We start from the raw sequence: 25855 nt of genomic DNA on the forward strand, positions 1-25855 counted from the left end.
CTAGCGCGTGCCGCCCGGCTTCCAGAGGATCTCCGAGCCGTCGTGGGCCACGCGGCACAGGATGAACAGCAGGTCCGACAGCCGGTTGAGGTACTTCGCGGTGAGCGGGTTCGTGTCGTCGTGCGCTTCGAGTGCCGCCCACGCGCTGCGTTCGGCCCGCCGTACCGTCACCCGGGCCAGGTGCAGGTGCGCGGTGGCCGGGTCGCCGCCGGGCAGGATGAAGCTGCGCAGCGGCTTGAGCGAGGCGTTGAAGTGGTCACACTGCGCCTCCAGCCATTCGACATAGGACGGCTCCACCCGCAGCGGCGGGAACTCGGGCTCGGCCACCACGGGGGTCGCCAGGTCGGCGCCGAGGTCGAAGAGCTCGTTCTGGATCCGCACCAGCACCGCGCTGAGCTCCGCCGGGAGCGTTCCGTAGGCCAGGGCGATGCCTATGTGCGCGTTGGCCTCCTCGACGTCGGCGTAGGCGGCCAGCCGGGTGTCGAGCTTGGACACGCGGCTCATGTCGCTCAGCGCCGTGGTGCCGTCGTCGCCGGTGCGGGTGTAGATGCGGGAGAGGACGACGGGCTTGTCCTTATCTGCTCGGGTCATGGCGACAAGGATCTCACACGCCGATATTAAAGAAGTTAGTCTTAATATCGGCCAACGGGGTGTCGATGTCGTAGAGCTGCGCGTCGACGTGGTTGAGCGCGTGCCGTACCGCGCCCAGGACCACGGCCTGGTCGCCGAGCACCGAGACGGTCAGCGCGGGCGGCTGGAGGCAGAGCGGGTCGAGGTGGCGGCGCAGCGGGTCGAGCAGCACGTCGCCGGAACGGGAGACGCCGCCGCCGAGCACGACCAGGTCCGGGTCGAGGGTCAGCACCAGGGCGGCGATGCCCTCGGCGAGGTCGTGGGCGTACTGCTCGACCGCCCAGCGCGCGGCCGGTTCCCCGGCGCGGGCGTCGGCGAAGACGAGCCCGGCGGTGTCTTCGGGCGCGGTGCCGGGCGGCAGGCCGGGGTAGGCGTTCAGGTGCGAGGGCGCGCGGTGCCAGCCGACCAGGGGGAGCGCGCCAATCTCGCCCGCGCCGCCGTGGCCGCCGCGGTGCAGCTTGCCGCCGATGAGGATCCCGGCGCCGGTGCGGACCCCCGACAGCACGAAGGCGACGTCGGAGACGCCGCGGGCCTCGCCGTGCCAGCCTTCGGCCAGGGCGGCGAGGTTGCAGTCGTTCTCCACCAGGACCGGGCAGGAGTAGTGCCGGCGGAGTTCGCCGGCCAGGTCGAGGCCGGTCCACTCGGGCAGGCCGTACGACAGCCGGACCACGCCGCCGGCGGTGACGACGCCCGTGGTGCCCGCGCAGACGGCGGCCAGGTCGCGCGCGTCGAGACCGCTCGCGGCCAGGGCGCCCTCAGCGGTCGCGTGCAGGACGGCCAGCCGCTCGGCCCGGCCGGCGGCGGCCGAGACGCGCTCGGTGTGCCGGGCGACCTCCGCCCCGTCCAGGTCGGCGACGGTGGCCCGGATGCTGTAGGAGCCGACGTCGATGCCCAGCACGTGCCCGGCCTCGCCGCGGAAGGCGACCAGCCGGGCCGGGCGGCCCATCTGCCCGGTCTCGGGCGGCAGTTCCTTGACCCAGCCCGCGGCGAGCAGCTCCTCCACCAGGCTCTCCACCGTCGGCCGGGAGAGCGCGGCCCGCCTGGCCAGGTCGGTCAGGCCGATCGGGCCCTGCCCGCGCAGCGCGCGCAGGGTCGTGCTCAGGTTGATCCGGCGCAGGCGCGAGGTGTCGCCGCCGCGAATCGTCATCCATCCCCCTTGACCGGCCTGGTGTGAGAGAAATACAAACACTCTTCATTAGTAACCCGCAACTCGGGACACCCGGATGACAAATGTCATCGCGGAAGGACGCACGATCCATGCCCGGGCGGTGATTCGCGTGTCTACCTGGCCGGTCCGGAAAACCGGACGATGGATCCATGACGACAGCGATCGAGGTGACCGGCCTCCGCCAGTCGTACGGCGCGTTCGAAGCCGTGCGGGGGGTCAGTTTCGAGGTGGGCCGGGGCGAGTTGTTCGCGCTGCTGGGCACGAACGGCGCGGGCAAGACCACGACGATGGAGGTGCTCGCCGGGTACGCCAAGGCGAGCGCCGGCCAGGTGCGGGTGCTGGGCCTCGACCCGATCGCCGAACGGCGCAGGCTGCGGCCGAAGGTGTCGATCATGGTGCAGGAGGCTGGCTTCCTCGGCGACCTGACGGTGGCCGAGACGGTCGGGCTGTGGCGGGGGATGTGCCTCGACGCCGGGCGGGAGCCGATCAAGGCCGACCCGCTGGAGCTGGTGCAGCTCAAGCCGAAGGCCAAGACCCGCGTGAAGCAGCTCTCCGGCGGCCAGCGCAGGCGGCTGGACCTGGCGCTCGCGGTGCTGAGCCGGCCGGAGGTGCTCTTCCTGGACGAGCCGACCACGGGCATGGACCCGGAGGCCCGGCAGGTGACGTGGGAGATCATCCGGGACGTGCGCGAGCAGGGCGCGACGGTGTTGCTCACCACGCACTACCTGGAGGAGGCCGAGCGGCTGGCCGACCGGCTGGCGATCATGCACGAGGGCGTGATCCACGTGCACGGCACGGTGGACGAGGTGGTGGCCACGACCGGCGACCGGATCCGGTTCCGCCTGCCGTACGACGGGGTGGACCTGCCGGTGCTGGAGGGCGAGCGGCCGGAGCTGCGCGAGCGGACGGCCACCTACAAGGTCGAGAAGGGCACGCACGCGGCGATGCGGCGGCTGCTCGACTGGGCCGACGGGCACGGCCTGACCCTGGAGAGGCTCGAGGTGCGGCCCGGCACGCTCGACGACGTGTTCCTGCGAGTGGCCAAGGAGAGCGCTCGATGAAGACCGATGTGCTGCACGCGGTACGGCTGGCCCGCACCGACCTGAAGCTCCTGGGCCGCAACTTCACCGCCCTGTTCAACGCGGTGATCCTGCCGCTGCTGTTCGGCGCCATGTTCTCGCTGACCGCCCCCGACGCCACCTTCGTGCTGACCGGCCTGCCGGGCGTGATGCTGGCCTTCGCGGTCTTCCTGAACCTGGTGAACACCTTCACCGCCCGCCGCGAGGAACTGGTGCTGAAGCGGCTGCGCGGCGGCCAGGGCTCGGCGCTGGCGATCTTCGGCGGGGCCGGCCTGGCCGCGTTCGCGGTCTTCGCCTTCCAGGTGGTGCTCCTGGCGATCTGGATCGACCGCACCGGCGGCGGGCTGCCGGCGAACATCCCGGTGATGCTGGGCGGCGCGGTGCTCGGCGTGGCGGTCTTCTCGCTGCTGGCCGCGGCCTTCTCCGGGATCACGCCGACCGCCGAGTCGGTGCAGGTGGCGGTGCTGCCGCCGCTGATGGTGATGATCTTCGCGTCGCCTCTGGTCGTCCCGCTGAGCGCGATGCCGGACGCGCTGGCGGTGTTCGCCCGGATGGTGCCGGCCACGCCGGTCATCGAGATCATGCGCGCCGGGTACACCGGAGAGCTGACGAGCGGTTTGTGGCTCTATGTCGGTATTCTGGGCGTCTGGTTGATCATCGGCGCTGCACTGGCCAAATGGCTCTTCCGCTGGGACCCCCGGCACAGCTGACCCCCGACAGACGACTGAGGATGAGGACGGATGCTGGAGATAACCGGACTGCGCAAGCAGTTCCCGGGTGGGAAGGTCGCGCTCGACGGCGTGGGCTTCGAAGTGCGCCCGGGTGAGATGTACGGATTCGTGGGCGCCAACGGAGCGGGCAAGACCACCACCATGCGGATCGTGATGGGCGTGCTGCAGGCCGACGCGGGCCAGGTCGCCTGGCACGGGCGGGTGCTGGACGCCGAGGTACGCAAGCGCATCGGCTACATGCCGGAGGAGCGCGGCCTCTACCAGAAGATGAAGGTCGCCGAGCAGATCGAGTACTTCGGCCGGCTGCACGGCCTCAGCGTCGCCGAGGCGCGCAAGGCCTCCGACGACCTGATCGAGCGCCTGGGCCTGACCGAGCGGCGCGGCGACGAGGTGGAGAAGCTCTCGCTCGGCAACCAGCAGCGGGTGCAGCTCGCGGTCGCGCTGGTGCACGACCCCGAGGTGCTGATCCTGGACGAGCCCTTCTCCGGGCTCGACCCGATCGCGGTGGACGCCCTGGTGACGGTGCTGCAGGCCCGCGCCAGGGGCGGCGTCCCGGTGATCTTCTCCAGCCACCAGCTCGAACTGGTCGAGCGGCTGTGCGACTCGGTCGGCATCGTCTCGGCCGGGCGCATGGTGGCCACCGGCCCGGTCGAGGAGCTGCGCAACGCGGCCGGTTCGGCGCTGCGGGTCGTGGTGCGCGGCGCCGCCCCCGGCTGGGCCGACGGCCTGGAGGGCCGGCTCAGCGCCGACGGCGACCGCGAGACGTTGCTCGTCGCGGTGGGCGGCGACGACCAGGAAGTCCTGCGCCGCGCCATGAAGGCGGGCCGGGTCGAGCACTTCGGCGTCGAGCGCCGCTCGCTCACCGAGATCTTCAAGGAGGCCGTGGCATGAGCCTGACCACCGTGTGGCTGGTCGCCAAGCGCGAGGTGACCCTCACCCTGCGGGCCCGCGCCTTCAAGATCGGCCTGTTCATCACCGCCCTGCTGGTCGGCGCGGCGGCCTTCGCCCCGACGCTGCTCGGCGGGCCCGACGAGTACAAGATCGGCCTGGTCAACTCCAAGCAGCTCCCGATGGCCCAGGCCGTGCCGGACGCCAAGTGGGACTGGGTGACCTTCCCCGACCGCGCCGCCGCCACCAAGGCCGTGCTGGACGGCGACGTGGACGTGGCGCTGGTCGACGACAACAAGCTCCTCAGCGACGGCGAGGTCGACAGCAAGCTCGGCGTGATGCTGCAGAGCGTCAACCGCGAGACCAAGCTGGGTGCCGCCGGGGTGAACGTCCCGCCGCTGGCGGTGGAGTCGGTCGGCGCCGACACGCGCTATCAGGGCGCCCGCATGGGCATCGCCTTCCTCTTCGTGATCGTGCTGTTCGGCCTGGTCATCCAGTCGGCCACCGCGGTGGCCATGGGTGTGGTGGAGGAGAAGGGCAGCCGGATCGTGGAGATCCTGCTCGCCTCGCTGCGCCCCTGGCAGCTGCTGACCGGCAAGGTGCTGGGCATGGGACTGGTCGGCCTGATCAACATGGCGGTCGTGCTGGTGGTCGGCCTCGGCGCGGCGGTCGCCTCGGGCTTCGCCGCCGACTTCCCGCCGGGCATGCCGGGGGTCATCGCCGGCGTGCTGGTCTGGTTCGTGCTGGGCTACGCCTTCTTCGCCACCTTCGCCGCCTCGCTGGGCTCGCTGGTCTCCCGGCAGGAGGAGGTCCAGAACGTGCTCGGCCCGATGATGATGACCATCATGATCACCTACGGCTTCTCCTTCTACGCCGCCGGCGACCCGACCTCGACGCTGGCGACCATCGTCTCGATGATCCCGCCGCTGTCGTCGATGGTGATGCCGGTCCGGATGGCCGCCACGACCGTGCCGTTCTGGGAGGTCGGCCTGTCGATGGCCTTCATGGTCCTCGCCGTGGCCGCCATGGCCGCGCTCGGCTCCCGCGTCTACGAGCGGGCCGTGACCCGCACCGGCGCGCGGGTCAACCTGCTCAGCGTGCTGCGCGAGCGGTAGATGGACCCGATCGCGCGGGCGCAGCGCACCACCGGCCGGATGCTCAACGCGGGAGTCTGGCTGATCTGGTTGATCGTGGCCGTCAGCATGCTGGCCCGCGAGCGGATCGACTGGTGGCGCGTGGTGCCCGCGTTGATCGCCGTCGCGGCGTTCACCTGGCTCGGGTTGCGGATCACCCGGGCCATGGTCGAGCGCCGCTACCCGGTGCGCGAGGTGGTCGCCTCGGGGGCGGTGGCGGTGGCGGGCACGGTGCTGGGCGGCGGCGAGCCGTTCGGGTTCGGCTTCCTGCTCCTGGCCTGGGTCTCGTTGGCCGCCGTCGGCGTCACCAAGCGCATCGCCATCGCCCTGGTCGCCGGCGCCTTCGCCGTCTCGGCGGTGCTGGCGTGGTTCCTGCCGAGCCCGGGGGCCGGCGGGTTCGGGTACGTGGGGATGATGGTGTGGTCCCTGATCATGTGCGTCTCGCTGCCGATCGGCAACCGGGTCTGGATCTGGATCTGGACCCTCGCCGTCCAGGCGCACGAGGGCCAGGAGGCCAAGGCCCAGCTCGCCGTGGCCGAGGAGCGCCTGCGCTTCGCCCGCGACCTGCACGACCTGGTGGGCCACCAGCTCTCGGCCATCGCGGTCAAGACCGAGCTCGCGGTACGGCTGTCGCGAGCCGGCCGGCCCGAGGCGGGCGACGAGCTGTCGGAGGTGCACCAGCTCACCCGGCAGGCGCTGAAGGAACTGCGCGAGGCGGTCCGGGGCTATCGCGAGCTCGACCTCACCTCCGAGCTGCACGGCGTGCGCGGGGTGCTGGAGGCGGCGGGGGTGGCCTGCGAGTTGCGCCTGCCGTACCGGGAACTGCCGGAGCGGGTGGCGCCGGTCTTCGCCTACGCGGTGCGGGAGGCGGCGACCAACGTGCTCAAGCACAGCGAGGCCACCCGGTGCTCGATCACGCTGCGCTTCAGCGTGGACGAGGCGGTGCTGGAGGTGCGCAACAACGGCGTCTCCCGCAAGCCCGCCGAGGACCTGGGCAGCGGCCTGCGGGGGATGGCCGAGCGGCTCGAACCGCTGGGCGGGACGGTGAAGGCCGAACCGGACGGGGGCTGGTTCGTGCTCACCGCGCGGGTGCCGCTCCGGGAGGGGCCATGAATAGCCCTCGCCGACCGGGGTAGGTCTCCGAAGCGGGCCATGCACGACTCCCTGCAGTGATGAGCGGCCTGGTCAAGGAGGTGGCATGCGCGTCAGGAGGATTCCGGAGGCCCAGGTGGTCCTGGTCGGGTCACGGCTCGATGCGGGGACCGTCGCGGGGGTGCGGCCGCGGTTGCACGAGGCGGTCGACTCCGGGGACGGTGATCTCGTCGTCGATCTGTCCGAGCTGGAGATGATCGACGCCACCGGGCTGGGAGTGCTCGTCGGCACGCATCGGCGCGCCCAGGGCGCGCATCGTCACCTCGTGCTCCGCAACGTGCCGCCGAGGATCATGCGGGTGCTGGCGGTGACCCGGCTGAACCGGGTGCTCCGCGTCGAGGCGCCGCGCGCCAAGGTGGCCTGAGAGCGGCTCAGCGGTCCTCGGGCCGGCCGTTCAGCCTGGCCAGGGTCTGCGGGCTCTGCGCCTCCAGCCAGTCGGTGAGCTGCTCGAAGGAGACGCACTTCACCCCCTCCCGCACGCAGGCTCGTTCCATGAGCGTGATGAGCGCCCGCATGTAGATGCCGCCGTTCCAGCTCTCGAAGTGGTTGCCGATGAAGACCGGCGCCCGGTCGGTGCGCCGCGCGTGCTCGACGGCGTGCAGGTAGGCCTGGGTGGTCTGCCGCTCCCAGCGGTTCCACAGGTGCGGTTGCCCGGTGCGGGCGCCGCTGTGGACGGCGAAGAAGTTGTAGTCCATGCCCAGCACGCTCTTGCCGGTGCTCGGCACGGTGATGCTGGGCAGCGGGTACTGCCACAGCCCGGCCCGCCGCCGCGGCCAGTTCACCCGGCCGGTGCCGGAGGCGTCGTAGCGCCAGCCGTAGGCGCGGAAGGCCTTGAACATCGCCTCCCGGTCGCCCTCCAGGCAGGGCGTGCGCCCGCCCTTGACCACGTCGCGGATGCGGAAGGGCAGGTCGGGCCGGCCGGTGTGGCCGGAGTTGGCCCGCCAGTTCTCGACCATCGAGTAGAACTGCTCGATCTCGCTGCGCCAGTCGGCGGCCGACCAGCTCTTGACGCCGGTGGCGCCGCAGAAGTGGCCGTTGAAGTGGGTGCCGATCTCGTGGCCGGCCCGGTAGGCGGCGGTCAGCTCGGCGGCCTGCTCCTCGATGCGGCCGGGCCGCTGGAAGCCGATGTCGGAGCTGCCGCGCGGCCGTCCCGGCGGCCGGTAGAGCTCGCGGCGGCCGGCGGGCAGCAGGTACACCCCGGACAGGAAGAAGGTCAGGTGCGCGCCGGTCCGGCGGGCCGTTTCCCGGAAGACGGGGAACCAGCCCTGGTCGTCGACGCCGGCACCGTCGAAGGAGATGACCACGAACTGCGGCGGGCGCTCGCCGGGCCGCAGCCGGCAGCGGTCGAAGACCGCGGCGGAGCCCCCGGTCTCCGGACACCAGGAGCGCCCAGCCCGGGAGACGGGTCCCGGCGTCGCGGACGGCGGCGCCGGAGTTCGGGTCGCGGGCGCATTCTCGGTAATCACCGAACGGCTCGTGATTCCGAGCCGGTCGGTGAGGGGATCCGCGGTGACTTGACCGCAGGACACCGCGGGTAGAAGAAGTGAGATGCCGATTAGCGGTGTGATTGTCCCCCGAGTCACTCCGTCATGTAATCACACTCCGTAATCAGGAGCCTGGAATGACCTGCAGAAGATGTGGATGGCGACCTCGACGAGTTCCTCCACCGCGGGTGCCGGCTCTGCCAGCACCCATTCGATGAGTAGCTCCTGGAGTGCCCCGACCATCGCCAGCGCGAGCAGGTGCCGGTGCGGGACCGAATACTGGCTCGTCTCGTCCTCTATCAACCTGGCGAACGCCTCGACCGCCCGTTGCCGGGCGCCGCTCAGGATGTCCCCTGACCTGCGAACTTCCAGGTGCATGATGCGGGCGCGGCGCGGATCCGCTGTTGTGAACTCGATATAGGCCCGTATTCCGGCCTTTATTCGGGCGTCCATTGTCGGGGCCGCATCCTGTAACGCTTTGGACACGGCCTCCAGGCTTTCCTCCATACACCGCTCGTGTATGGCGCGGAGCAGTTCCTCGCGGCCCCCGAAACACTCGTAGAAGGCGCGGTTGGAGATCCGCGCCTCCGAGCACAGCCGCTCGATGGTCGTGGCCGCGAAACCAGGCCTGGCATAGAGCGTGTATGCGGCTGTCATCAGCCGCTCCCGTCTGTCGGCCAGCCTTTGCTCAGCCGACATTCCCCGGTAAGACCGGTTCATTGCACCTCGTCCGAATGATCGTGAGCCCCCAGAACCCACAATTATGGACGGATGATCTTATTTGGGAAAGACCGGACAGATCACCTTTTGCGGCGGCCGTGGAGGAACGTGACAAGGCGGATCAACCGCTCCACTTCCGCCTCGCCCCGCGCGAAGGAGGTCAGGTTCATCCCCGGCATCCGGAAGCGCTGCCGTGAGATGGCCTTCGGCCGGGCGAACTCCCGCAGGCCGTCCGCGCCGTGGATGCGGCCGAAGCCCGACTCGCCGACCCCGCCGAAGGGCAGCGTGGGGATCGCGGCGAAGGAGATCACCGAGTTGATCGAGGTCATCCCGCTGCGCATCCGCCGGGCCAGCGCCATCGCGCGCCGCCGGTCGCCGGAGAAGATCGTCCCGGCCAGGCCGTACGCCGAGGCGTTGGCCAGCTCCAGCGCCTCGTCGGCGTCGCGGGTGCGGCGCACGGTGATCGTCGGGCCGAAGGTCTCCTCGCGCACGGCGGGGGAGTCCTCGGGGACCTCCTCGACGACGACCGGCTCCACGTAGGGGGCGTGCACCGACTCGGGGCCGCCGACGACCGCCCGGCCGCTCTTGGCCGCGTCGTCGATGTGCCGCTTGATGATGTCGAGCTGGCCGGGCATCGTGATCGGCCCGTACTCGCGGCCCGCCTTGAGCCCGGCGGCCTTGGCGGTCAGCAGCTTCATGAACGGCTCGTAGACGGCGTCGACCACGTAGGCCCGCTCGACGCCGACGCAGGTCTGCCCGGCGTTGGACATCGCGCCCCACACGCAGGCGTCGGCCGCCGCCTCCAGGTCGGCGTCGGCGTCGACGATGAAGGCGTCCTTGCCGCCGCACTCGGCCACGATCGGGGTCAGGTTCTCCGCGCAGGCGGCCATCACGCGCTTGGCCGTGGCGTAGGAGCCGGTGAAGGCGATCTTGCCCACCCGGGGGTCGCCGGCCAGGGCCGCGCCGGTCTCGCCCAGGCCGGTGACGGTCTGCAGGACCGGGTGCTCGGGCACCGACTCGCGGAAGAGCTCGGCCAGCCGCACGCCCACGCCGGGGGTGAGCTCGCTGGGCTTGAAGACGACCGCGTTGCCCGCGGCCAGGGCGTAGGCGATGGAGCCCATCGGGGTGAAGACCGGGTAGTTCCACGGGCCGATGACGCCGACCACGCCGAGCGGCAGGTATTCGAGCGTCGCGGCCATGTTGAGGCCGATCATGCCGGTGGAGACGCGGCGCGGGCCGAGCACCTTGGGCGCGTGCCGGGCGGCCCAGTCGATGTGCGTGATGGCCAGCACGATCTCCAGCGTCGCGTCGCCGGTCGGCTTGCCGGTCTCCTCGTGCACGAGCGCGGCCAGCTCGCGCAGGTTGCGGGTGACGACCGCCTTGAAGTCGAGCAGCCGGCGGCGGCGCTCGGCGTGGCCGAGTCCGGCCCACCACTCGGCCGCCGTCACGGCCCGGCCGACCGCCTCGTGCACGGCCTCGGCGTCCTGCTTCGGGTGGCTGCCCACGACCTGGCCGGTGGCCGGGTTGAGCGAGTCGAAGGTGATGGTCGTCATGAATGTCACGATAGTCCGGTAACTCAGTGCTTACTAGAGCAACCCTCGGTCCATGGCCGTCGTGACCGCGGCCGTCCGGTCGGAGACGCCGAGCTTGCCGAAGACCCGCAGCAGATGCGTCTTGACCGTGGTCTCGCTGATGAACAGCTCACGGCCGATGTCGGCGTTGGTCAGGCCCCGGGCCACCAGCCTCAGCACCTCCGCCTCGCGCGGCGTCAGCGACTCGGTCACCGGGGCGCGCATCCGGCTGACCAGCCGCGTCGCCACCGACGGCGACAGCACCGTCTCGCCCCGCACCGCCGAGCCGATGGCCGCCAGCAGGTCGGCGCGGCTGGTGTCCTTGAGCAGGTAGCCCGCCGCGCCCGCCTCGACCGCGCGCACGATGTCCTGGTCGGTCTCGTAGGTGGTCAGCACGATGATCCGGGCCCGGCCGCCGCCGGCCAGGATGCGGCCGATCGCGCTCACCCCGTCGCCGCCGGGCATCCGCAGGTCCATCAGGATGACGTCCGGGTCGTACTCGGCCGCACGGACCACCGCCTCGTCGCCGGAGCCCGCCTCGCCGACCACCTCCAGGCCCGGCTCCGGCTCCAGCATGCCGCGCAGGCCCTGCCGTACCACGGGGTGGTCGTCGACGATGAGCAGCCGGACCGTCATGCGGGCACCTCCACGATGAGCCTCGTCCCGCGGCCCGGCGCGCTGGCGACCTCCACCGAACCGCCCACCTGTTCCACCCGGCCGCGCATGGCCCGCAGACCATACCCCTCGGCGAGCGCCGGGTCGAACCCCCGCCCGTCGTCGGTCACCGTCAGGGCCACCTCGCGCGTGCCGTACCCGAGGGTGACCCGGACCCGCCCGGCGCCGGCGTGCTTGCGCACGTTGGCCAGCCCCTCCTGCAACGCCCGGATGAGCACGACCTCCGCCCCCGGCGGCAGCGCCCGCGTCTCGCCCTCGGTCGCGAACGCGGTGTCCGCGCCGGTCTCCTCACCGGTGCGGGCGGTGATCCGCCGCATCGACTCCAGCAGCGTGGAGGAGTCGAGCGGCGCGGGCGCGAGCGCCGCGACCAGCGCTCGCGCCTCGGCGAGGTTCTCTCTCGCGGTCTGTACGGCAAGCGGCACGTTCCGCCGCGGATCGGGCGCCTGCAGCAACATGATGATGCTGCTGAACCCCTGCGCCAAGGTGTCGTGGATCTCCCCGGCCAGCCGCTCGCGCTCGCCGCGCGCCCCCGCCTCGGCCGACAGCCGGGCCACCTCCGCCCGGCTCGACTCCAGCTCCGCGATGAGCTCGGCCCGCTCGCGGCTCTGGTCCCTGATGCGCTCCACCCAGACCCCGAAGACGCTGGAGAAGACGATCACGGTGGTCAGGATCACCAGCAGGTCGAACCACGCCTCCAGCGGCTCGTCCTGGCCCAGCCGCTGCAGCATCGGCATCGTGGCCAGCACCACCGGCCCGATCACCGCCCGGCGGGCCGGCAGCGCGATGAAGAACTGCGGGCACAGGCCGAACAGCGCGAACGTCGAGGCGGACAGCAGCAGCGCGGGCGGGGCGAACAGCACTGTCATGAGCACCAGGTAGACGACGCTGCGCGGGAGGTTCTCCGAGACGATCGCCGGCCGGCCCACGAACGCGTAGAGCGGGAGGATGGCCAGCAGGCAGCCGGCCACCACGAGCTGCTCACTCTGCGGCCGGTCGGAGAGCAGCACGTACCCCGAGGGCAGGACCAGGGAGAAGGTGAGCAGCACCTCCCAGCCCCACAGCCGTTCCCACGCGTGCGGTCCGGCGGAGCTCATCCGTCCCGCCTGCTCTTCCAGCGGAAGGTGATCAGGCACAGCACCAATCCTCCGACGACCCAGGCGCCCAGCACCAGAGCCACCCGCCCCAGTTCGTACGAACCGGTCATTTCCAGCGACTCGCCGCCCGGCCCCAGGATCACCGAGCGCACGCCCTGGCACATCCACTTGAGCGGGAAGATCGAGGACACGTTGACCAGCCAGGCGGGCAGCTCGGTGAAGGGGATGAACACCCCGGAGATGAACTGCAGCACCAGGAAGGGCAGCGTGACCACCGCCGAGGCGCTGCGCGCCGAGCGCGGCAGGCTGCTGACCGCGATGCCGAGCAGGCAGCCGGCCGCCAGGCCGAGGGTGAGCACCCAGCCGAGGGTCAGCCAGTCGGAGGGCAGTTCGAGCCCGTAGAGCAGCACCGCCACGGTGAGCAGCAGGACGAGCTCGCACACGCCCATCACCAGGACGCTGAGGATCTTGCCCAGGAAGTAGGAGGCGGGCGGCATCGGAGTGCCGGCCAGCCGCTTCAGCGTGCCGTCCTCCCGTTCCATCGCGATCGAGATGCCGAGGTTCTGGAAGCTGACCGCGAGCACGCCCGCGCCGATCATCCCGGCGGTGTACACCTCGGCGACGGTCACGCCGGTGCCGTCCCACTCGCCCTCGAAGACCGAGCCGAACAGCATGAGCAGCACCACGGGCAGGGAGAAGACGAAGATGACCTGCTCCCGCTCGCGGAAGAACTGCTTCAGCTCGTAGCCGGCCCGCACCAGGCCGAGGCGGGCGAAACCGGGCAGGGTGGTCTCGGTCATGACGCGTTCTCCTCGATCAGCCGCAGGTAGGTGTCCTCCAGGGTCGGCCTGGTCACCCGGAGCTCGGGGACCTCGCCGCCGTACCGCTCCATCAACCGCACCACCGTCTTCGCCGGCATGTCGGTCTCCTCGATGCCGTCCGCCCAGCTCACCGTGGCCTTCGCCGATGCCCGGCCGCCGAGCGTGCGCGGGTGCCCCTCGGCCACGACCCGGCCGGCCGCGATCACCGCCACCCGGTCGGCCAGCGCCTCGGCCTCCTCCAGGTAGTGCGTGGTGAGCAGGATCGTGGTGTGCTCCAGGCTCCGGATGAGCTCCCAGAAGGTACGGCGAGCCTCAGGGTCGAAGCCGGTGGTCGGCTCGTCCAGGAAGAGCAGCTCGGGGTTGCCCACCACGCCGAGCGCCACGTCCACCCGCCTGCGCTGGCCGCCGGAGAGCTGACGGATGCGCCGGTCGGCCTGCTCGGCCAGCCCGACCTGCTCGATCACCCGGTCGGGGTCGTTCGGGTTGGGGTAGTAGGTCGCGAAGTGCCGTACCACCTCGCGCACCGTCGCCTCGGGCACGTCCACCGAGTTCTGCAGGACGATGCCCAGCCTGCTGCGCCACCGCCTGGTCGCCTGCCGGGGGTCCACGCCCAGCACGCTCACCTCGCCGCCGTCGCGCGACCGGTGGCCCTCCAGGATCTCCACCGTGGTGGACTTGCCCGCGCCGTTCGGGCCGAGCAGGGCGAAGATCTCGCCCCTGCGGATCTCGAAGTCGACGCCCCTGACCGCTCTGACCTGACCGTAACTCCTGGTCAGGCCCTTCACTCGCACCGCTGTCTCCATGCCTCAAGCGTGCTCTCGGCAGCTTCGGCGCGGCACCATCGACGGATGGACCGAGGGGGTCCTCCGTTCGGAGGACCCGGCCGTCGGTCAGAAGAGGGTGGGGTTCTCCGGCTCGATGCCGCGCAGGGCGGCGTAGTCGAGGGTGACGCAGTCGATGCCGCGGTCGGCGGCCAGCACGCGGGCCTGTGGCTTGATCTCCTGGGCGGCGAAGACGCCGCGGACCGGGGCCAGGAGCGGATCGCGGTTGAGCAGCTCCAGGTAGCGGGTGAGCTGCTCGACGCCGTCGATCTCGCCGCGGCGCTTGATCTCGATGGCGACGGTGGCGCCGAGCGCGTCGCGGCAGAGGATGTCCACCGGGCCGATGGCGGTCATGTACTCGCGGCGGATCAGGCTCCAGCCCTCGCCCAGCGTGGTGATGTGCTCGGCCAGCAGTTCCTGCAGGTGCGCCTCGACGCCGTCCTTGATCAGCCCGGGGTCGACGCCCAGCTCGTGCGAGGAGTCGTGGAGGATCTCCTCCATCGTCAGCACCAGCTTCTCGCCGGTCTTGCCGTGGGTGACCGTCCAGGTGCCGTCGCCCTCGGCGAGCTTGCACGGCGGGTTCATCCAGTTGAGCGGCTTGAAGGCGCGGTCGTCGGCATGGATCGAGACGCTCCCGTCCGCCTTGAGCAGGATCAGGCGAGGCGCCATCGGCAGGTGAGCCGTGAGCCGTCCGATGTAATCCACGCTGCACCGCGCGATGACCAGCCGCATGAACGCCAACCTTACCGAGGATCGGAGCAGGCCACTCCGGGGACTCTGGAAAACTGGACACATGGCGGTGGAATCGGTAGGAGTGGTCGGACTCGGCACGATGGGCGCGGGCATCGCGGAGGTGTTCGCGCGAGCCGGGCTCGACGTCGTGGGCGTGGAGGCCGACGAGGCGGCGCTGAGCCGCGGACGCGGGCATCTGGAGCGGTCGCTGGGCCGCGCGGTCGAGCGGGGCAAGCTGGCCCCCGACGAGCGCGAGGCGATCCTGGGCCGGGTGCGGCTGACCACCGACCGGGCCGAGCTGGCCGGGGCGGACCTGGTGGTCGAGGCCATCCCCGAGGTGATGGCGTTCAAGAGCGCCCTGTTCGACGACCTCGACCGCATCTGCAAGCCGGAGGCGATCCTCGCCACCAACACCTCCTCGCTGCCGGTGACCAAGATCGCCGCCTCGACCGGACGGCCCGGCCGCGTGGTGGGGCTGCACTTCTTCAACCCCGCGCCGGTGATGCGGCTGGTCGAGGTGGTCAGGACGGTCGTCACCGAGCCCGGCGTCGCCGAGGAGATGGCCGAGCTGGCCCGGCGGCTGGGCAAGACGCCCGTGGTGGTGGGCGACCGCGCCGGGTTCGTGGTCAACCGGCTGCTGCTGCCCTACCTCAACCACGCGGCCCTCCTGCTGGAGCAGGGCGTGGCCACCCGGGACGGCATCGACACCGTGATGCGCCAGGGCGCCGGGCTGCCGATGGGGCCGTTCGCGCTGCTCGACCTGATCGGCCTCGACACCTCCTACGAGGTGATGGAGGTGCTCTACGACGAGACCCGGGACCGGCGGCACGCGCCCGCCCCCGGGCTGCGGGAGCTGGTCGCGGCGGGCCGGCTCGGGCGCAAGAGCGGGCACGGCTTCTACGGGCCGGAGGAGGCGCCGGCGCAGGCGCCGCCCAAGGGCACGCCGCTGACCTTCCGGGTCGTGGGCGACGACGAGCTCGCCGGGCGGCTGGAGGCGGCCGGCTTCAAGCAGGCGGCCGAGCCCGACGTGCTGCTTCACGTGGGCCTGGCGGCGACCGGCGAGCGGGAGGTGCGGGTCAACCTGGTGGGGGAGGGCGTGGCCGAGGTCGCGCCGAGCCTGCACGCCACCGCCGAGGGGGCCGCCGACCTGATGCGGGTGCTGGGCCGTACGCCGGTGGTGTGCCGGCAGCGGGCGGGTCTGGTGGCCGAGGCGCTGCTCTACCCGTACCTGAACGACGCGGTGCGGATGTACGACAGCGGCTACGCCGGCATCGAGGACATCGACGCCGCCATGCGCCTGGGCTGCGGCTACCCGGCCGGACCCTTCGAGATGCTGGAGTCGATCGGTCTGGAGCGGGTGCGCGACGGGCTGCGCGAGCTGCACGCGGAGTACCGCGAGCCGGCCTACGCCCCCGCGCCGCTGCTCGAGGAGCTGATCGCCGCCGGCCTGACCGCCTTCCCGCGCCGATGAGCCCGCGCAAGGCCCGCCGCCGCGCCGACGAACGCCCGCTGGGCCGCCCCCCGGGCGTCGACCACGTGGAGGAGTGGCCGGACGGCGACTGGAAGGTGCGACCCCTGTCCGGCGCCTCGGCCGGCAAGGCCTACCGTTGTCCCGGATGCGACCAGGAGATCGGGCCGGGCAAGCCGCACCTGGTGTCCTGGCCCGCCTGGCGGGGAGGGGACGAGGAGCGCAGGCACTGGCACACCGCGTGCTGGCGCAAACGCCTCGACCGCGGCCCCGGCCGAAGCCGTTACTAAGGAGCCATTGCAGATGGAGATTCGAGCGGCCACGGTGCTGCCGGCCCGGCGTGAGGACATCGAGCTGCACACCGGCGACGGCCTGACGCTGGTGGGCGAGCTGGCGCTGCCTGCCGACCGGCCGCCGGTCGCGACGCTGGTCACGCTGCACCCCCTGCCGACGCACGGCGGCTTCATGGACAGCCACGTCTACAAGAAGGCGGCCAACCGGCTGCCCGCCCTGGCCGACCTGGCGGTGCTGCGCTTCAACACCCGCGGCACCTCCTCCGAGCGCGGCACCTCCGGCGGGCACTTCGACGGCGGCGAGGGCGAGCGCTTCGACGTGGCGGCGGCGCTGGAGTACGCCGAGTTCAACGACCTGCCGCACGTGTGGGTGGTGGGCTGGTCGTTCGGCACCGAGCTGACCCTGAAGTGGGCGCACGACCCGCTGGTCGAGGGCGCGATCCTGCTGTCGCCGCCGCTGCACCGCGCCACCGACGACGACCTCGACGCCTGGGCGCGGTTCGGGCGGCCGCTGACCGCGCTGGTGCCGGAGTTCGACGACTACCTGCGGCCCGAGGAGGCCGAGCGGCGCTTCGCGCGGGTGCCGCAGGCCGAGGTGATCGGGGTCGAGGGGGCCAAGCACCTGTGGGTAGGCGAGCCGTACGTGCGGATCGTCCTGGACGAGATCGTGAAAAGGGTGAACCCGGCGGCCTATCCGCTGCCGACCGAGATTCACTAGAATTTCGTTCTATGCGGGCATTCGATCTTTCCGGGAAGAAGGCGCTCGTCACGGGCGCGTCGCGCGGCATCGGCCGGGCCATCGCGGTCGCCTACGCGGAGGCGGGGGCCGATGTCGCCCTGGTCTCGCGTTCGGCCGAATCGCTGGCGGAGGTGGCCAAGGAGGTCGAGGCGCTCGGCCGCACGGCCCACGTCCTGCCCGCCGACCTCAGCGACCGCGACGCCGCGGCGGAAGCCGTACGGCAGAGCATCGACCGCCTGGGCCACCTCGACGTCGTGGTCAACAACGCGGGCGGCTCGAACTTCATGGTCGAGTTCAAGGACCTGCGGCTGTCCGGCTGGGACAAGATCATGCGGCTCAACCTCGACTCGGCCATGGCCGTCTGCCACGCCGTGGCCCCGCACCTGCTGGGCCGCGGGTCCGGCTCGGTGATCAACGTCGCCTCCGTCGGCGGCCTGGGGTCGGCCCCCTTCCTGGCCCCGTACGGCGCGGCCAAGGCGGCGCTGATCTCGCTGACCAAGTCGCTCGCGGTGGAGTGGGGCGCGGCCGGCGTCCGGGTGAACGCGCTGTGCCCCGGCTGGACGGCGACCGACCTCAACCGCAACCTGTGGGAGGACGAGGAGGTCAGCGCCAGGACCGTCGGCCAGGTGCCGATGCGCCGGTGGGGGACCGCCGAGGAGATGGCGCACCCGGCGCTCTTCCTGGCCGCCGACGCCTCCGGCTACATGACCGGCCAGGTGCTGGTGATTGACGGCGGGTTGTCGACCGCCTGATACCGATATTTCGGTAGATGACGAAAAGGTGGGCTCGCGCTGAGCACGTTACGGTGTGATCCGTGCAGCTCTACACGAGATCAGCGGGGAGTGGTCTGCCGGTCGTCCTCCTCCACGCCTTCCCTCTCTCCTCCGCCATGTGGCTGGCCCAGCGGGAAGGGCTGGCCGCCACCTGCCGGGTCCTGACCCCGGACCTGCGCGGCTTCGGCGGGTCGAGGCTCGAACCGGCCGACGAGCCCTCCCTCGACCTGATGGCCGACGACGTCGCCGAGCTCCTCGACCGCGAGGGCATCGAGCAGGCGGTGGTGGGCGGTCTGTCCATGGGCGGTTACGTGACGATGGCCTTCTGCCGCCGGCACGCCGACCGCCTGCTCGGCGTGATCCTCGCCGACACCAAGGCCGCGCCCGACACCGAGCAGGCCCGCGCCAACCGCGAGCGCATCGCCGGCGAGGTGGTCGCGACCGGCACCGACGTGCTGCTGAGCGACGTGCTCCCGGCCCTGGTCGGCCCGACCACCAAGCAGCGCCGCGCGATGGTGCACGGCCGGGTGCGCGAGCTCGTGCGCTCCGCGCCGCCCGCGGCGGTGGCCTGGGCGCAACGGGCCATGGCCGCCCGGCCCGACTCCTTCGAGACGCTCGCCGCGCTCAAGGCGCCGGCCCTGGTCATCGTCGGCGACGAGGACGAGCTGGCCCCGCCCGCCGACGCCGAGGCGATGGCCCGCGTGGCCGGCGACACCCGCCTGCGGGTCATCGAGAAGGCCGGCCACCTCAGCGCGGTCGAGCAGCCGGAGGCGTTCAACGCGGCGGTGACCGACTTCGTCAGATCGCTGCCTGCCGAGGGTGCACGAGCTCGCGGATGATCAGCGCGATCGCCGCGGCCACCGGGATGGCCAGCAGCGCGCCGACGATGCCGAGCAACGCGCCGCCGACCAGCGCGGCGATCACGGTGACCGCCGGGGTGACGTTGACCGAGCGCTTCATCACGCGCGGGTAGATCAGGTAGTTCTCGATCTGCTGGTAGATCAGGAAGAACACGGCGCAGGCGATGCCGAGCGGCAGCGACTGCAGCAGCGCCACGGCCGACACGACCAGGGCGCCGATCGTCGCGCCCACCAGCGGGATGAGGTCGAGCACGGCGACCACCAGCGCGAGCGCGAGCGCGTACCTGACGCCGGCGATGGACAGGAACGCCCAGCTCACCACGCCCGCGATCAGCGAGATGAGCACGTTGCCCGCCACGTAGCCGCCGATGCCGGCCAGGATCTGGTCGCTGATCGACTCGGTGCGCGCCCGGCGCGAGGCGGGCACCAGCTTGAGCAGGTACTCCTTGGTGGAGTGCAGGGAGCCGAGGAAGTACAGCATCAGGACCAGCAGCGTGATGCCGTCGAACGCGCCGCCCAGCACGTTCAGCCCCGCGCCGACCAGGCCGCCGGCCAGCGTGCCGGTGACGAAGGAGGCGAGCTGGGGGAGAAGCTGGTAGTCGGCGTCGAGCTGGCGGACCGTCTCGTTGGCCATCAACTCGTTGAAGTAGCCGGGCAGCGCGGTGACGAAGGCGGACAGCTCCCGGCTGACCGGCGGCACGATCGCCACGCCGAACAGCACGAACAGCAGGATCACCCCGGTGAAGACCGCGGTGATCGACCAGCGCCTGGCCAGGCCGCGCCGCTGGAGCGCCTCGACGGCGGGGTTGAGGCCGACCGCGAGGAACATCGCGACCACGATCAGGATGATCACGCTCAGCGAGTGCATGACCATCTGGGCCAGCGCGATCGCGGTCAGCACGCCCAGGCCGCCGATCAGCCCGAACAGGAACGGGCCCCGGGCCAGGGGTTTGCCCGGCAGGCCGTACTCGGGCGTGGGGGATTCCGGCTCGGACACGCGGGGCTCCTGGGACTAAAGGGGCAAACGACAGGAGAGCCTAGCGAATCGCCAGGCTCTCCTTGGGTCAGTTGATCAGAGGCGTCGTGGTCAGAGGCGCTGCCAAAGCGCGGGGACGTTGGGAGGCTCCCAGCCGGTGATGGCGGTGTGCGGCTGGCGGCACTGGTAGGTGACGCCCTGGTAGGAGACCTTGGTCCCGGTCGTGTAGGCGGTGCCCGCCTTCCACGCGGGGAACTGGCCGGTCGGGGTGACGCTCGGGCTCGGGCTGACCGTGACGGTCGGGCTCGGGCTCGCGGTCACGGTGGGGCTCGGGCTCGCGGTCACCGTCGGGCTGACCGTCACGGTCGGGCTCGGGCTGGCGGTGACGGTCGGGCTGGGGCTCGAGGTGCCGCCGCCGCAGGAGCCGAGGTCGCGCCAGACGCCGTCCACGCCGGGCTCGTTGTTCTGCGTCCACCAGCGGGCCTCCCAGGTGCGGCCCTTGTGCGAGACGCGCTGCCCGCCGTTGTAGACCTTGCCCGCGTCCCACGCCGCGTCGGTGCAGGTGCCGCCGGTCGGCGTGACGGTGACGGTCGGGCTGGGGCTCGGCGTCACGACCGTGCCGCCCCGGGCCAGGTCCTGGACCAGGCCGTAGGTCTTCCCGCCGAAGGTGAGCGTGAAGTTGGCCACGCTCGGCGCCGGCAGGTAGTAGACGTAGTCGAGCGTCGCCGAGGCGCCCGGCGCGAGCGACTGCCAGCCCGGCAGCTTCACCGAGACCCGGTTGAAGTCGCCCTTCAGCCCGCCGATGTTGTTCGCCCCGGTGTGCTCGCTCTTGATCACCGTCAGCCCGAAGCCGGACTGGTCCTTGGCGTTGTTCGGCGAGGAGGAGGCGTAGTCCCACTGGAACTCCGCGCCGCCGGGGATGGTGACCTGCGAGCGGTTGGTGATGGTCAGCTTGGTGTTGATCGGGTAGTTGCTGTCACCCACCGGGAAGGCGCCCGGCGTGATGGTCACGTCGAGCTTCTCGCTGGGCAGGGTGATCTTGGCGCGGGTCGCGTTGTACGGCGAGGCGGTCTTGAGCGTCTCGTGCGCGAGCGTGGTCAGCGTCTCGCCCATCGTGTACTCGGTGCCGTTCCACTGGTAGTCGCCGGCCAGCTCCCAGATCATCATGCCGCCGAGGCCCTTGTCGCGCACGTACTCGGCCTTGGCCTTGATGGACTGCTCGTCCTCGGTGGACAGGAAGACCCGCTTGCTGGCGTTCCACAACCAGGGCGCGGTCAGCGTCGAGTCGTAGTGGCGGGTGTAGGTGCCGCTGATCCGGTCGGCCGGGTCGTTGGCCGGGTCGAGGCCGTAGGCCTGGACGTAGGAGCCCTGGATGCCCTTCTCCAGGTTCTTGGCGTGCCACATCGGGTTGCCGCCGCCCGGGGTCTCCTTGCCGTTGTCCAGGTCGTGCCAGACGTTGTCGATGCCGACCGCGCCGTCACCGCAGCTCGGCAGCCCGGTCGGGCACGGCTGCTGGCCCATCGCGGTGCCCCACAGGCCGTTGGTGCCGCCGTTGACGTTCTTCCAGCCTCTTGTGTAGTACGGCACGCCGATGTTGATCCTCCCGGGCGGGAGCGCGCCGCGGAAGTAGTGGTAGGCCCAGTCGGTGTTGAGGTAGCCGATGCCGCCGTACTGCGAGGTCGTGTAGACGCCCCACTTGGCCAGCTCGCCGTCCTTGCCGTCGTCGTAGAGCGCGGCGTTGGGCCCGACGAACTCGTTCCACGCCCCGTGCAGGTCGTAGGACATGATGTTGACGTAGTCGAGGTACTGCGTCACCTGGAAGGTCTCCATGCCGCGCAGCAGGTAGCCGCTGGCGGGGGCGGCGACGGTCAGCAGGTAGTGCTTGCCGTCGGCGGCCGAGGCGCGGTCCAGCTTCTCGCGCAGGGTCTTCATCAGCTTGACGTAGTTGCCCATGAGCGTGGCGCGGCGCGCGTTGGCGATCTGCCAGTCCAGCGGGTTGCCCGCGTCCTTCATGCTCGTCGGGTACTCGTAGTCGATGTCGACGCCGTTGAAGCCGTACTTGCGGATGAAGGCGACCGCCGAGTCGGCGAAGGTGTCGATCGACGCCTGGCTCTCGGCCATCGTGTAGAAGCCGCCGGAGGCCTGCCGGTTGCCCGCGGCGTCGAAGTAGCCGCCGCTCTCGGCCCAGCCGCCCACGCTGATCAGCGTCTTGGCGTGCGGGTTGGCCGCCTTGAGCTTGGTGAGCAGGTTGAAGTGCCCCTTGTACGGCAGGGCCGGGTCCTGGCCGGGGAAGGTCATCCCGGTGGCGGGGTTGTCGGCGTTGTCCGCGCCCACCGAGATCTTGTTGTCCGGTCCCACGTGCGCGAAGGCGTAGTTGATGTGGGTGATCTTCGACCAGGGGATGTTGTTCGCCAGGTAGGCGGGTCGGCCGTCCTTGCCGTGCCGCCAGCCGGTGAAGTAGCCGATCACGCGGCGGGGGTGGTCGGCCCCCATCTTCTCGCGGCCGGTCTCGTCGTAGACCGAGCAGTAGGGCACGTCGACGCCGGCGGTGCGGTAGAGGCCGTCGGGGCGGCAGGTCTCGTGGTCGACCGCGGCGGCCGCGGTGCCCACGAGGCTGGCGGCGGCCAGAGCCAGGGCAGCGGCCACGGCCGAGAGGGATAAGCGAACAGGGCTGGGCATTTCTCGCCGTCCAGGGGGGTGTGTATGGCGCTGTTGTCGCGAACGTAAGCGCCCTCCACCTGGCTGGTCAATCCTTTCTTTTAGGAAAGTTTCCAAATAATTCAGCGTAGGCCCACCGGCGGGACGAACGAGTGAGCCCGGTGACCTGGACCGGTCACCGGGCTCGCTCAGCCGTCGTTCAACTCCCCGAGAGACGGGGCCGCGTTACTCCTGCCACCACTCCGCGTCGTCGTCGGCCGACTTGGCGTCGTCCTTGGCCGCGGCGCCGTTGCTGGCCGCGACCGGCTGGGCCGGGACGGGCTTGTCGGCGGCCGGGGCGATGGCCGGCTTCGGCGGGGCCGCGGTGACCACGGGCGGCTCGGGCGTGGGCTCCATGCCCGGCAGCGAGGCGCCGCCGAGGAGCTGGCGGAGCTGCGCGAGGTGGCTGGTGATGCTGTCGCGCTGGCGGGTGAGGTCGTCGACGTGCCGCTGCATCTGGGTGCGGATGCGCTCGGCCTCGGACTTGGCCTCGGTGACGATGTGGTCGGCGCTCGACTTGGCCTCGGAGGCGATCTGCTCCGACTGCTTGCGGGCGTTGGCGACCATCTGCTTGGCGTGCGCGTCGGCCTCGCGACGGGTCTGCTCGGCCTGCTGGGTCGCCTTGGTGGCGCGGGTCTCGGCGGTCGCCGCCCGCTGCTCGGCCTCGGCCACCAGCTTCTGGGTGTTGGCCTGGGCGGTGGCGTGGCGCTCGGCGTCCTGGCGCTCGGCCTCCTCGCGGCGCGAGGCGAGCTGGATCTCGAACTCGGCCTCGTCCTGCGCCCGCTTGGCCTCCGACTCCTCCAGCACCCGCTGAGCCTGGGCGCGCATCTCGTCGGCCTGCCGCTTGGCGGTGGTGAGGACCTCGTCGCGCTCACGCTTGGTCGAGGCGCGGAGCTGGGCGACCTCGCGCTCGGTGGTGGTGCGGAGCTTGGCGATCTCGCGCTCGGCGTCGGCGCGCTTCTCGGCGACCTCGTGATCGGCGGTGGCGCGCAGCTTGGCGACCTCGCGCTCGGTGATCGCGGTCAGCTCGTCGGCCTCACGACGGGCGGTGGAGCGGGTCTCCTCGGCTTCTCGCTCGGCCGTCGTGCGCAGGTCCTCCGCCTCCCGGGAGGCCTGGGCGCGCACCGACGCGGCTTCGCTCTCGGCGGCGGCGCGAAGGTCGGCCGCCTCGACCTTGGCGGCGGCCTTGATCTCGTTGGCCTCGGACCGGGCCGCCTGCACGAGCTCGGTCGCCTGTTCCTCGGCGAGGCGGAGCAGCTGTTCTATACGAGCGCCCAGGCCCGAGTACGTCGGGCGTTCCTGCTCCTGGAGCTGGCGCTGGGAGTCGGACAGATCGCGCTGGAGCGCGCCAACCTGCTCGCGGGCCGTCCGCAGCTCGCCGTCGAGCTGCTTGAGGTGATCGTGAACCTGGTGCCGGTCATAACCCCGGAGCACCACGTCGAACTCGCGAGCGGGGGCATCCTCGAAGAAGTTGTTGAGCTGGGCGTCGATGTCGGACTGCATGGAGGCTCGATCCTGGGTTGTCGAGACGGCTACACGTGCCGGACGGGGGGTTCGGGGCATCCGAGCCAGGAGCCGGTGGCTCGGCGGCCAGGCTCCATGTCCGGTGGAAAGCCAGCGTACTCCGGTGTCGACGGCTTAGAGGCCCCGTCCGACTATCTGCGTTACCCGTTACTTATGAACGTTATTTGCGTTTGGCGGACTGGACTAGTTCCGTCAGCATTCCTCCCACGTCCTTGGGGTGCAGAAACGCTATGGATGACCCCATGGTCCCGTGTCTGGGGGCGCTGTCGAGGAGCCTGACGCCCTTCGCCGCGATCTCGTCCATGGTGAGCTTGACGTCGCCGACGCCGAACGCGACGTGGTGCACCCCCTCGCCCCGCTTGGCGAGGAACTTGCCCACCGGCGAGTCCGGGCTGAGCGGTTCGAGGAGCTGGATGTAGGAGTCGCCGGCCACCCGCAGCATGGCCTCCTTGACACCCTGCTCCTCGTTCACCTCGCGGGTGACGACCTCCAGCTCGAAGAGCTCGGAGAAGAGCTTGATCTTCTCCTCCAGGTCATGGCAGGCGATACCGACGTGATCGATGCGCAGCAGCATGTCGGTATCGTGTCAAACGACGCCGTCTTCGTTCCAGTGGAGGCCCCCATGTCTGGTTCCGTCATCGTCGCCGGAGCTCGCACGCCGATCGGCAAGCTGCTGGGTTCGCTGTCCGGGTTCTCCGGCACGGACCTGGGCGGGATCGCCATCAAGGCGGCCCTGGAGCGCTCGGGCGTCGCGCCCGAGCAGGTCGACTACGTGATCATGGGCCAGGTGCTCCAGGCGGGCGCCGGCCAGATCCCCTCCCGCCAGGCCGCGGTCAACGCCGGCATCCCGATGACCGTGCCGTCCCTGACCGTCAACAAGGTCTGCCTGTCCGGCCTCGACGCCATCGCGCTGGCCGACCAGCTCATCCGCGCCGGCGAGTTCGAGATCGTCGTCGCCGGCGGCATGGAGTCGATGACCAACGCCCCGCACCTGCTGCCCGGCCTGCGCAAGGGCGTCAAGTACGGCTCGTCCACGGTGCTCGACTCGATGGCGCACGACGGCCTGTTCTGCGCCTTCGACCAGTGCGCGATGGGCGAGTCCACCGAGCGGCACAACACCCGGCTCGGCATTGGCCGCGAGGAGCAGGACGCCTTCTCGGCCCGCTCCCACCAGCTCGCCGCCGCCGCGATCAAGAACGGCGTGTTCGCCGACGAGATCGTCCCGGTCGAGGTGCCCAAGAAGGGGCTGTTCGCCGACGACGAGGGCGTGCGCGCCGACACCACCGCCGAGACGCTCGCCCGGCTGCGCCCGGCCTTCGCCGCCGACGGCACCATCACCGCCGGCTCGGCCTCGCAGATCTCCGACGGCGCCTGCGCGGTGGTCGTGATGTCCAAGGCCAAGGCGGAGGAGCTGGGCCTGCCGTACCTCGCCGAGATCGGCCGGCACGGCAACGTGGCCGGGCCGGACGCCTCGCTGCAGTCGCAGCCGGCCAACGCCATCAAGCACGCCCTGGCCAAGCAGGGGCTCACCACCGGCGACCTCGACCTGGTCGAGATCAACGAGGCGTTCGCCAGCGTGGTGCTCCAGTCGGCCAAGGAGCTCGGCGTCGACCTGGACAAGGTCAACGTCAACGGCGGCGGCATCGCGCTGGGTCACCCGATCGGCGTCTCCGGCGCTCGCATCGTGCTCACCCTCGCCCACGAGCTCAAGCGGCGCGGCGGCGGGCTCGGCGCGGCCGGCCTCTGCGGTGGCGGCGGCCAGGGCGACGCGCTCATCATCCGCGTGCCCTGACCCGATCCGCTTGTCCGGCCCGGCGTATTGAGCG

Annotated in this window: 26 protein-coding genes; 12 read left to right on the forward strand and 14 right to left on the reverse strand. The window is 71.2% G+C overall.

What is annotated here, in order from left to right; translation table 11 throughout:
• Both AB0I67_RS04770 and AB0I67_RS04775 read right to left on the reverse strand, forming a co-directional pair.
• Positions 1-591 (reverse strand): cob(I)yrinic acid a,c-diamide adenosyltransferase, encoded by a 591-nt coding sequence (locus tag AB0I67_RS04770; RefSeq protein ID WP_357917591.1) that lies wholly within the window; start codon positions 589-591, stop codon positions 1-3.
• A gap of 13 nt (positions 592-604) precedes the next feature.
• The gene (locus AB0I67_RS04775) at positions 605-1777 is read right to left on the reverse strand and encodes an ROK family transcriptional regulator (protein ID WP_357917593.1); all 1173 of its coding nucleotides are present in this window, start codon (positions 1775-1777) and stop codon (positions 605-607) included.
• Between the two features lie 170 nt (positions 1778-1947).
• Between AB0I67_RS04775 and AB0I67_RS04780 the strand changes: the two genes are divergently transcribed.
• The 6 genes from AB0I67_RS04780 (at position 1948) to AB0I67_RS04805 (ending at position 7145) form a co-directional block, all read left to right on the forward strand.
• The gene (locus AB0I67_RS04780; RefSeq protein ID WP_357917595.1) at positions 1948-2859 is read left to right on the forward strand and encodes an ABC transporter ATP-binding protein; all 912 of its coding nucleotides are present in this window, start codon (positions 1948-1950) and stop codon (positions 2857-2859) included.
• Entirely contained in the window at positions 2856-3587 is a 732-nt protein-coding gene (locus tag AB0I67_RS04785; RefSeq protein WP_357917597.1) for an ABC transporter permease, read from the forward strand. The genes AB0I67_RS04780 and AB0I67_RS04785 overlap by 4 nt, the downstream gene beginning before the upstream one ends.
• A gap of 30 nt (positions 3588-3617) precedes the next feature.
• Positions 3618-4499, forward strand: coding sequence for an ATP-binding cassette domain-containing protein (locus AB0I67_RS04790; protein WP_357917600.1), 882 nt, complete (start codon positions 3618-3620; stop codon positions 4497-4499).
• The gene (locus tag AB0I67_RS04795) at positions 4496-5611 is read left to right on the forward strand and encodes an ABC transporter permease (RefSeq protein WP_357917603.1); all 1116 of its coding nucleotides are present in this window, start codon (positions 4496-4498) and stop codon (positions 5609-5611) included. Before AB0I67_RS04790 ends, AB0I67_RS04795 begins: the two co-directional genes overlap by 4 nt.
• Complete coding sequence (locus AB0I67_RS04800; RefSeq protein ID WP_357917606.1) at positions 5612-6742, forward strand: histidine kinase; 1131 nt, start codon at positions 5612-5614, stop codon at positions 6740-6742. It abuts the gene before it with no gap.
• Between the two features lie 85 nt (positions 6743-6827).
• The gene (locus tag AB0I67_RS04805; RefSeq protein ID WP_357917609.1) at positions 6828-7145 is read left to right on the forward strand and encodes an STAS domain-containing protein; all 318 of its coding nucleotides are present in this window, start codon (positions 6828-6830) and stop codon (positions 7143-7145) included.
• A 7-nt stretch (positions 7146-7152) separates the two neighbouring features.
• Here the strand turns inward: AB0I67_RS04805 and AB0I67_RS04810 are convergent, their stop codons facing one another.
• The 8 genes from AB0I67_RS04810 to nucS all read right to left on the reverse strand — a co-directional run bounded on the left by AB0I67_RS04810 (position 7153) and on the right by nucS (position 14699).
• Positions 7153-8247 carry a hypothetical protein gene (locus tag AB0I67_RS04810; protein ID WP_357917612.1) on the reverse strand — a complete coding sequence of 365 codons (1095 nt, stop codon included), beginning with the start codon at positions 8245-8247 and terminating at the stop codon, positions 7153-7155.
• 129 nt (positions 8248-8376) lie between these two features.
• Complete coding sequence (locus AB0I67_RS04815) at positions 8377-8922, reverse strand: TetR/AcrR family transcriptional regulator (protein ID WP_357917615.1); 546 nt, start codon at positions 8920-8922, stop codon at positions 8377-8379.
• A 143-nt stretch (positions 8923-9065) separates the two neighbouring features.
• Entirely contained in the window at positions 9066-10538 is a 1473-nt protein-coding gene (locus tag AB0I67_RS04820) for an aldehyde dehydrogenase family protein (RefSeq protein ID WP_357917618.1), read from the reverse strand.
• A gap of 33 nt (positions 10539-10571) precedes the next feature.
• Positions 10572-11192, reverse strand: coding sequence for a response regulator transcription factor (locus AB0I67_RS04825; RefSeq protein ID WP_357917622.1), 621 nt, complete (start codon positions 11190-11192; stop codon positions 10572-10574).
• Complete coding sequence (locus tag AB0I67_RS04830) at positions 11189-12364, reverse strand: sensor histidine kinase (protein WP_357917624.1); 1176 nt, start codon at positions 12362-12364, stop codon at positions 11189-11191. The genes AB0I67_RS04825 and AB0I67_RS04830 overlap by 4 nt, the downstream gene beginning before the upstream one ends.
• On the reverse strand, positions 12322-13125 hold the full coding sequence (locus tag AB0I67_RS04835) for an ABC transporter permease (RefSeq protein ID WP_357917627.1): 804 nt from the start codon (positions 13123-13125) through the stop codon (positions 12322-12324). Before AB0I67_RS04835 ends, AB0I67_RS04830 begins: the two co-directional genes overlap by 43 nt.
• Positions 13122-13949, reverse strand: coding sequence for an ABC transporter ATP-binding protein (locus AB0I67_RS04840; RefSeq protein ID WP_357917630.1), 828 nt, complete (start codon positions 13947-13949; stop codon positions 13122-13124). The genes AB0I67_RS04835 and AB0I67_RS04840 overlap by 4 nt, the downstream gene beginning before the upstream one ends.
• Positions 13950-14036: 87 nt before the next feature.
• Positions 14037-14699 carry an endonuclease NucS gene (gene nucS / locus AB0I67_RS04845; RefSeq protein ID WP_357917632.1) on the reverse strand — a complete coding sequence of 221 codons (663 nt, stop codon included), beginning with the start codon at positions 14697-14699 and terminating at the stop codon, positions 14037-14039.
• Between the two features lie 61 nt (positions 14700-14760).
• Between nucS and AB0I67_RS04850 the strand changes: the two genes are divergently transcribed.
• The 5 genes from AB0I67_RS04850 (at position 14761) to AB0I67_RS04870 (ending at position 18811) form a co-directional block, all read left to right on the forward strand.
• Complete coding sequence (locus AB0I67_RS04850; RefSeq protein ID WP_357917635.1) at positions 14761-16170, forward strand: 3-hydroxybutyryl-CoA dehydrogenase; 1410 nt, start codon at positions 14761-14763, stop codon at positions 16168-16170.
• Positions 16167-16457, forward strand: coding sequence for an ATP/GTP-binding protein (locus AB0I67_RS04855; protein ID WP_357917637.1), 291 nt, complete (start codon positions 16167-16169; stop codon positions 16455-16457). Before AB0I67_RS04850 ends, AB0I67_RS04855 begins: the two co-directional genes overlap by 4 nt.
• Before the next feature lie 13 nt (positions 16458-16470).
• Positions 16471-17178 (forward strand): alpha/beta hydrolase, encoded by a 708-nt coding sequence (locus AB0I67_RS04860; RefSeq protein ID WP_357917639.1) that lies wholly within the window; start codon positions 16471-16473, stop codon positions 17176-17178.
• An 11-nt stretch (positions 17179-17189) separates the two neighbouring features.
• Positions 17190-17951 carry an SDR family NAD(P)-dependent oxidoreductase gene (locus AB0I67_RS04865; protein WP_357917642.1) on the forward strand — a complete coding sequence of 254 codons (762 nt, stop codon included), beginning with the start codon at positions 17190-17192 and terminating at the stop codon, positions 17949-17951.
• A gap of 62 nt (positions 17952-18013) precedes the next feature.
• Positions 18014-18811: an alpha/beta fold hydrolase gene (locus tag AB0I67_RS04870; protein ID WP_357917644.1), complete on the forward strand. Its 798-nt coding sequence runs from the start codon at positions 18014-18016 to the stop codon at positions 18809-18811.
• On the opposite strand, the gene AB0I67_RS04875 is transcribed toward AB0I67_RS04870, so the two are convergent.
• From AB0I67_RS04875 to mce, 4 genes are all read right to left on the reverse strand, one after another.
• Entirely contained in the window at positions 18771-19829 is a 1059-nt protein-coding gene (locus AB0I67_RS04875) for an AI-2E family transporter (RefSeq protein ID WP_357917647.1), read from the reverse strand. The genes AB0I67_RS04870 and AB0I67_RS04875 overlap by 41 nt on opposite strands.
• 90 nt (positions 19830-19919) lie before the next feature.
• Positions 19920-22454 (reverse strand): glycosyl hydrolase family 18 protein, encoded by a 2535-nt coding sequence (locus AB0I67_RS04880; protein ID WP_357917650.1) that lies wholly within the window; start codon positions 22452-22454, stop codon positions 19920-19922.
• A gap of 237 nt (positions 22455-22691) precedes the next feature.
• Positions 22692-24008, reverse strand: coding sequence for a DivIVA domain-containing protein (locus tag AB0I67_RS04885; RefSeq protein ID WP_357917653.1), 1317 nt, complete (start codon positions 24006-24008; stop codon positions 22692-22694).
• 181 nt (positions 24009-24189) lie between these two features.
• Complete coding sequence (mce, locus tag AB0I67_RS04890; protein ID WP_357917656.1) at positions 24190-24603, reverse strand: methylmalonyl-CoA epimerase; 414 nt, start codon at positions 24601-24603, stop codon at positions 24190-24192.
• Between the two features lie 48 nt (positions 24604-24651).
• On the opposite strand from mce, the gene AB0I67_RS04895 reads away from it, so the two are divergent.
• The gene (locus AB0I67_RS04895) at positions 24652-25821 is read left to right on the forward strand and encodes an acetyl-CoA C-acetyltransferase (protein ID WP_357917659.1); all 1170 of its coding nucleotides are present in this window, start codon (positions 24652-24654) and stop codon (positions 25819-25821) included.
• Positions 25822-25855 lie beyond the last annotated feature (34 nt).

The organism is Nonomuraea sp. NPDC050310 (assembly GCF_040655795.1).
Classification (GTDB): Bacteria; Actinomycetota; Actinomycetes; order Streptosporangiales; family Streptosporangiaceae; genus Nonomuraea.